The organism is Methanoculleus sp. DTU007 (genome assembly GCF_001512385.1).
Lineage (GTDB): Archaea > Halobacteriota > Methanomicrobia > Methanomicrobiales > Methanoculleaceae > Methanoculleus > Methanoculleus thermophilus.
On the sequence record NZ_LFRO01000029.1, the window covers coordinates 47,608 to 53,971 of the forward strand.

At 55.0% G+C, this 6,364-nt stretch carries 6 protein-coding genes; 4 read left to right on the forward strand and 2 right to left on the reverse strand.

Annotated elements, in window-relative coordinates:
- Window positions 1-70: 70 nt before the first annotated feature.
- Window positions 71-1,687 (forward strand): hydroxylamine reductase, encoded by a 1,617-nt coding sequence (gene hcp / locus ACI94_RS02865; RefSeq protein WP_066958227.1) that lies wholly within the window; start codon window positions 71-73, stop codon window positions 1,685-1,687.
- A gap of 95 nt (window positions 1,688-1,782) precedes the next feature.
- On the opposite strand, the gene ACI94_RS02870 is transcribed toward hcp, so the two are convergent.
- Window positions 1,783-2,451 (reverse strand): cyclase family protein, encoded by a 669-nt coding sequence (locus ACI94_RS02870; RefSeq protein ID WP_066958225.1) that lies wholly within the window; start codon window positions 2,449-2,451, stop codon window positions 1,783-1,785.
- Complete coding sequence (locus tag ACI94_RS02875; protein WP_066958224.1) at window positions 2,424-3,098, reverse strand: HAD family hydrolase; 675 nt, start codon at window positions 3,096-3,098, stop codon at window positions 2,424-2,426. The genes ACI94_RS02870 and ACI94_RS02875 overlap by 28 nt, the downstream gene beginning before the upstream one ends.
- Before the next feature lie 167 nt (window positions 3,099-3,265).
- Between ACI94_RS02875 and ACI94_RS02880 the strand changes: the two genes are divergently transcribed.
- The 3 genes from ACI94_RS02880 to ACI94_RS02890 all read left to right on the forward strand — a co-directional run.
- Window positions 3,266-4,570, forward strand: coding sequence for a CDP-glycerol glycerophosphotransferase family protein (locus ACI94_RS02880; protein WP_066958223.1), 1,305 nt, complete (start codon window positions 3,266-3,268; stop codon window positions 4,568-4,570).
- 334 nt (window positions 4,571-4,904) lie between these two features.
- Window positions 4,905-5,978, forward strand: coding sequence for a glycosyltransferase family A protein (locus ACI94_RS02885; RefSeq protein ID WP_083524843.1), 1,074 nt, complete (start codon window positions 4,905-4,907; stop codon window positions 5,976-5,978).
- A gap of 207 nt (window positions 5,979-6,185) precedes the next feature.
- Window positions 6,186-6,364 (forward strand): GDP-mannose 4,6-dehydratase (locus tag ACI94_RS02890; RefSeq protein ID WP_286681073.1); only part of this gene is annotated, 179 nt, incomplete at its 3' end.

The window sequence follows — 6,364 nt, forward strand, 5'->3', positions numbered from 1 at the left end:
CCTTCTCTTACTTATACCCTGGTGTCTAATTGATATCTTGTATCAAAAAGATACTAATGGGTGAACATGAATGTTCTGTAACCAGTGCGAAGAGACGGCAAAAGGCCTTGGCTGCACGGTGCGCGGTGTTTGCGGCAAGGATGCGGAGACTGCCGGGCTCCAGGACGTCTTGATCTATCTCCTCAAGGGGCTCTCCGTCCGGAACCTCGCGGCGATAAAGAACGGTGGTGGAGATCCAGAGGTCGGTGAGTTCATCGCGGGATGCCTCTTTGCCACCCTGACCAATGTGAACTTCGATCCTGCAAGGTTTGAGGATAAAATCCGGGAAGCGGCCCGCATCCGCGACGCCCTCCCGCCCGCCGGAAGCGCGGAGCCTGACGCCTGCACTTGGACTCCGGAGAGTCAGGCGGCGATCGCGGCAAAGGCAGAGGAGATCGTTGCTGCACGGGAGATGGTTGATGCCGACCTGCAGTCGCTTCGCGACCTCCTCGTCTTTGGGCTCAAAGGGATGGGTGCCTACTACCACCATGCCTCTGTCCTCGGCTATAGGGATGAGGAGATCACGACCTTCCTGCAGGAGGGCCTCGCAGCCACGCTGCACGATCACACTGCGGACGAGATGGTCACTCTCGTGCTCAAATGCGGCGAGATCGGTGTGAAGACTCTGGCCCTCCTCGACAGAGCAAATACCGCCGCCTTCGGGACCCCGGAGATCACAACGGTCAGCACCGGAGCGGGCACGCGCCCGGGCATCCTCGTCACCGGCCACGACCTCAAAGACCTTGCCGATCTCCTCGCACAGACGGCAGGAACAGGTGTGGACGTCTACACCCACGGTGAGATGCTCCCGGCGCATGCCTACCCGGAGCTGAAGAAGTACGACCACCTCGTCGGGAACTACGGCGGCTCCTGGCCCTTCCAGCGGGAGGAGTTTGAGCGGTTCAACGGCCCGGTCCTGGTCACCACGAACTGCCTTGTGCCGCCGAAGGACACCTACCGCGATCGGGTCTACACCACGGGTCCCGTCGGGTTTGCGGGGGTAAAGCACATCGGCGCGTCGTCGGACGGAAAGAAGGACTTCTCGCCCCTGATTGAGCACGCAAAGTGTTGCGAACCCCCACAGGACCTCTCCCGCGGCGATCTCGTCACCGGGTGCGCCCATGCCCCGGTCCTTGCCATCGCAGATACCGTCGTTAATGCAGTGAAGTCCGGTGCGGTCAAGCGGTTCATCGTGATGGCGGGCTGTGACGGGCGGTACAGCGGGCGCGACTACTACACCAGGTTTGCCGAGGCCCTCCCGGCGGACACCATCATCCTCACTGCCGGGTGCGCGAAGTACCGCTACAACAGCCTGGGTCTTGGGACCATCGGCGGCATACCCCGTGTCCTTGATGCCGGACAGTGCAACGACAGTTACTCCCTGGTGGTCATCGCCCAGGCTCTCGCCAAGGCGTTCGGCGTCGGGGTCAATGAACTCCCGGTCTCATACAACATCGCCTGGTACGAGCAGAAGGCGGTCCTGGTCCTCTTAAGCCTCCTCTCGCTCGGTATCAAAGATATCACCCTTGGCCCCCGCCTCCCGGGCTTCGTCTCGCCCGGCATCTTGAAGGTGCTCGTCGAGAACTTCGGGATCAAGGGGATCACGACGGTTGAAGAAGACCTCGCCCGTATGGTGCCGGGGAACTAAACACTTTTTTAGAGCGGCTGGGGATCTCCAGATCTTCCCGGAGTAGGGAGGAGGATCTTACCTGTGGCATTTCATCTGCTGATGGGGTCCCGGAATCACCTGAACTCCGCGAGTGCCACCACCGGTACTCCGTCCAGGTCGTCAAAGACCACCGGATAGACCCGCAGGGTCCAGCCTCCCTCAAGCAACCGGTCGTAGGAGAGGTCAACGTCTTCGAGAACGAAGATGTGCGGGGACCGACAGAGGAACGCTCGGTGGACGTTCATCCCCTCTTCCGGGTTTGACGGTGCCGCAATGGATATTGTATCGATCCCGAACAGCCTGAGGGCGGGGTTTTCCCTGCAGAGAAACTCCGGCACCTCGGGGTGCACCCAGGGGTGCTTTTTCGCGTAAGTCTCCGGGTCTCTCTCCCTGATCCGGCCGCTCCCGGTCCTCACAAAGAGCGCCCGGGCGCACTGGATTTTGTCAAGATGCGGAGTGAGATCGTGGATCCGGATCGGCTCCTCCCCCTCTTTCGGCACCTCGATGCACTGCGCAGGTTCAAAGACCGCCTCCGGCGCAAGGAGGGCCCGGACGGTGCCCCCACCCGGACAGAAGTGCCGGGGGAGGTCGATGTGCGTTCCGGCGTGGCTTGATACGGCAATCAGGCTCTTTTCTTCCGCATCGCCCCTCTCAAAAGACTTTGTGGGGGTGATCGTGAGCGGTTCCGTTCCGGGGTAGAGTGGTGTTGCCCGGTTTAGGGGGTACGAGATCGGGATGAGCATACACTCTCCCGTAGATACTCCCGGAGTTCATGAAGGTTCTCCACGATATGCTCCACCCCCGGCCGGCCGACGAAGCGGTTCGGATCGCCGGGGGCAACCCTTGCCACGAACCGAACGCCGGTCTCATAGGCCGCCTCCCAGTCGTTTGGGGCGTCTCCGACGAATAGCGCCTCTTTAGGTGAGGCATTGGTCTCTTTAAGGATTTCACGGATGCATTCGGCCTTCGTCTTCGGCGAGCCGTAGATCCGGACGAAGTACTTTAAGAGGTCCCGGCGGCGGGCGATCTCGTGCATCTCGCCCTCCGGGGTTGCGGAGACGATATAGAGCGGGAGCACCCGGGAGCAGTCCTGGAGAAGTTCCTCTGCCCCTTTGGTGTACGGCACGGTGAGCATGGCATCATAGATCAGTCCGGCGTATTCGCTCGCGAGCCGCTCCTCCTGCTCGGGGGTGAGGTCTTCGTGGAGAATGTTTGCGTAGATGTAACGGAATTTGTCGTACCGGGACATCCCGCCGTTTTCGAGGTGGAAGGCGATGATCTCGTCGAGGTGTTCGGGAGCAAAGGAGAAGATCTTTCGGAACGCGGCGGTCTTTAGGGGTATTGATTCGACGATGACGCCGTCGAAGTCGAGGATGAGGGTGGTAAGCATGGGTCTCACTATTTCGGTATCTCCACTTATGGGTTACCTGGATACACCATATAGTCATCTCTACTGTCCAGCGGGACGTATGCCGGGATCAGGGGCGTGCCTCCTCTGGATTAAAATCATTCGAATTCCGGTAGGTTTATCATAAGAATACCATTGCTATAGTTGCTATGGTTCAGATGCCCGATCTACTCAATCCCTTTAACTCCATTCAGGTGCAGAAGGCATATGAGGTCTGGTCGCTACTGGGCAAAGGCCTCCTGAAAGAGATCCTGAATACCGGGCTAAAAATTCTGAACAGGATGATACCCAAGAAGAATAACCAGATCCTTTTTGCAAGCATACCCGACTACTCGGACAACGCAAAAGCATTGTATGAATACTTAGTCGCAAACCAGATGCACCGTCAATACGATATCGTCTGGTTGGTCGATGATCCGGGGATTTGGAAGATATTGACGCAAAACGGAGTAGCGGCACATCTTGAGAAGAGTCTTCATGGGCTTTACGCCATCTTTCGATCGCGATACATCATCACAACCCATAACCACTACTGCCGATTAAAAGCAGGTAACCAGTTCCTGGTAAACCTCTGGCACGGGGCGCCGCTGAAAGCCATGGGATACGCGGACTGCCTGGAGACAGAAGAGGCGTTAAACGACATTCGAAAAGGGGTAGAGGCTGAGGATATCCTCATTGCAACATCGGGCATCACGAAAAACGCATTGGTGACGAGTTTCCTCATCGATCCCCGCAAAGTTGTCGTCACCGGTCAGCCTCGAAACGATTATCTCTTTACCGCTCACAAAGGCCATATCCTGGCCGGGTTACTGGAGAGGGATCTATCCAGGTACAATGCATTGCTCCTGTACATGCCGACATTTCGCGTTGGCTACGGTAGGGTCGAAGGTACCGTGGAGCACCTGGACCTGCTAAAATCTGAGCGGTTTAATAGATTCCTGAGCGACAACAGTATACTCTTCGTTCTTAAACTTCACCCTTATGAGGAGCGGTATTGGTTATCCCGCGATGATTTTAGAAAGAACAATGGAAATATTGTTGTACTGGAATCAGAGCGCCTCACGGCCAACCTTGTCAGTATATACGAGGTGCTCGGGAATTTTGATATCCTGATCACCGACTATTCTTCGATATATTTTGACTATTTGCTCTTAAATCGGCCGATCATCTTTATACCCCTGGATTTGGAGGAGTATGCACAAACCCGGGGATTTCTCCTTGAGCCATACGACTTCTGGGCGCCCGGCCCAAAGGTTACGACGGTTGATGCGCTTATTGACGAGATTCGGAAATGTCTTGCCGATCCTGCATGCTACGAGGAGGAGAGAGTGGTGGTCAATAATCTTATTAACCGATTCCAGGATGGAAACTCATCGCGGCGGGTATGGGAAGAGGTTCTGTGTAAGACTGGTGGGCCCTGTGCAGGTGGAGCCAGCAACAACCACTCGCAATGAGGCTCTCTTGACATAGACTGCCGGGGTCATCATTTTACGTACATCTTTGCAATTTCCGCTGATGTTTGCTTGGGTTGGCCCGTTAGACACATTTGCGCCAGAAGATGCCCCTCTCTCCATGGTTTTCCGGGCACCGCTGATCAGCACGATAATGTCGGTAATTCCCAGTTACTCCAGGAACCTTTAAGCCTTTGAACTCCCTCTTGGGGGCAAAGCGATGTCGGGGGGATGAGCTACGGTGATCCGATCTTTCCGGGGGAAGTCTTCCTCAATTATAGAATGTTCCTCTCTTGCAGGCGTGCAAATTCGAGGCATACATGATCCCGGATTGTCGATGAGGGTCCTATCGACGACGGAGCAGCGCTCATCAGAGTTGTTCCAGATCCCCAGGGCCAGACCTGATCGGGAGCAGCGTGTACACCACCCGATCCTACCGAATGAACTCGATAGCAGTACAGAACCGGAGATATCTGTAGTCATCCCGTTGTTAAACAAAGGGCCTCATATCCGGCGAGCTTTGCAGTCCGTAATAAGCCAGACCGTCCAGGACTTTGAAGTGATCGTCGTGGATGGAGGATCGACCGATAGCGGCCCAGAGATAGTGAAGGGGTTCGGTGACCCCCGGATCCGGTTTGTCCGGCAGAGGGGATCCGGGGTTTCTGCTGCCAGAAACCAGGGGGTGAGCATGAGCCGGGCCGATCTTGTCGCGTTTCTGGACGCCGATGACGAGTGGATGCCCCGGCATCTGGAGACGATCCTATCATTGAAGAGAGAGTTCCCAGAGGCTGGAGCCTACACAACGGCATACAAAATTCGGAAAGTGAGTGGCAGGCTCCGATGGGCGAAGTATCGGGCGATCCCGCCTGCACCCTGGAGAGGCCTGATCCCGAACTACTTCAAGTCCGCTGCACTCGGTGAATATCCGGTATGGACATCGGTTGTCTGCATCCCGAAAAAGATCTTTACCGAGGTTGGCGGATTTCCGGAGGATGCGTGGTTTGGAGAAGATGCCGACCTATTTGGTAAGATTGCGCTGAAATATCCCATTGCTTTCAACTGGTATATGGGGGCGATCTATCACTGGGAGGCTGCCAACAGGGTTTGTGGACGGCAACTCCCTCTTGCTCCTGAACCGTTCGTGAAGACTGCGCTTCAATCGATGGAGAACGGTGCAATCCCTCACGAGTTACTGAGCGATGTACAAGAGTATGTCGCGAAGAAAGAGATTGCGAGAGCTGCAAGAAACCTCATTGCCGGCGAGAGTGAGGAGGCCAATCGGATATTAAAGGCGTACAGAACAGAGTGTCTTCGGCATAGAAGATTGATCCTGCGCAGTATGGCAGCGATACCTCTTCCGCTGTTTTGGAAAGCCGTCAAATTGAAGGATTTATTTGATCTTTATATATAAGGATTGATGTCCCCCAGATTTATAGGAAATACTTTGATTATGTTTCATATGTCTTTCAAAGATTTACTGCAGAATACCGATAGCGTTTCTTGGCAGTTCCTATTTTAACCTTGATTCTCTCGAATCTCGTGAAACGTGAGAGTATATCAGCAATACAAAATCCATATAATGTGAGTTTACAAACAAGTTACTGATTGTCAAGATGGGATGGTGAATATTATCCTTAAAAAAGCTTTAATAACCGGCATCACTGGGCAGGACGGCTCGTATCTCGCTGAGTTCCTCCTTCACAAAGGCTATGAAGTACATGGAATCATTCGGCGGGCATCGACCTTCAATACTTCCCGGATCGATCACATCTATACCGATCCCCACGATGCCGGTGC

What these genes read in the sequence shown, in the direction of transcription:
- hcp (WP_066958227.1), top strand. Translation starts at nt 71, where the DNA reads ATGTTCTGTAACCAGTGCGAAGAGACGGCAAAAGGCCTTGGCTGCACG.
- ACI94_RS02870 (WP_066958225.1), bottom strand. Translation starts at nt 2,451, where the DNA reads ATGCTCATCCCGATCTCGTACCCCCTAAACCGGGCAACACCACTCTAC.
- ACI94_RS02875 (WP_066958224.1), bottom strand. Translation starts at nt 3,098, where the DNA reads ATGCTTACCACCCTCATCCTCGACTTCGACGGCGTCATCGTCGAATCA.
- ACI94_RS02880 (WP_066958223.1), top strand. Translation starts at nt 3,266, where the DNA reads ATGGTTCAGATGCCCGATCTACTCAATCCCTTTAACTCCATTCAGGTG.
- ACI94_RS02885 (WP_083524843.1), top strand. Translation starts at nt 4,905, where the DNA reads ATGAGGGTCCTATCGACGACGGAGCAGCGCTCATCAGAGTTGTTCCAG.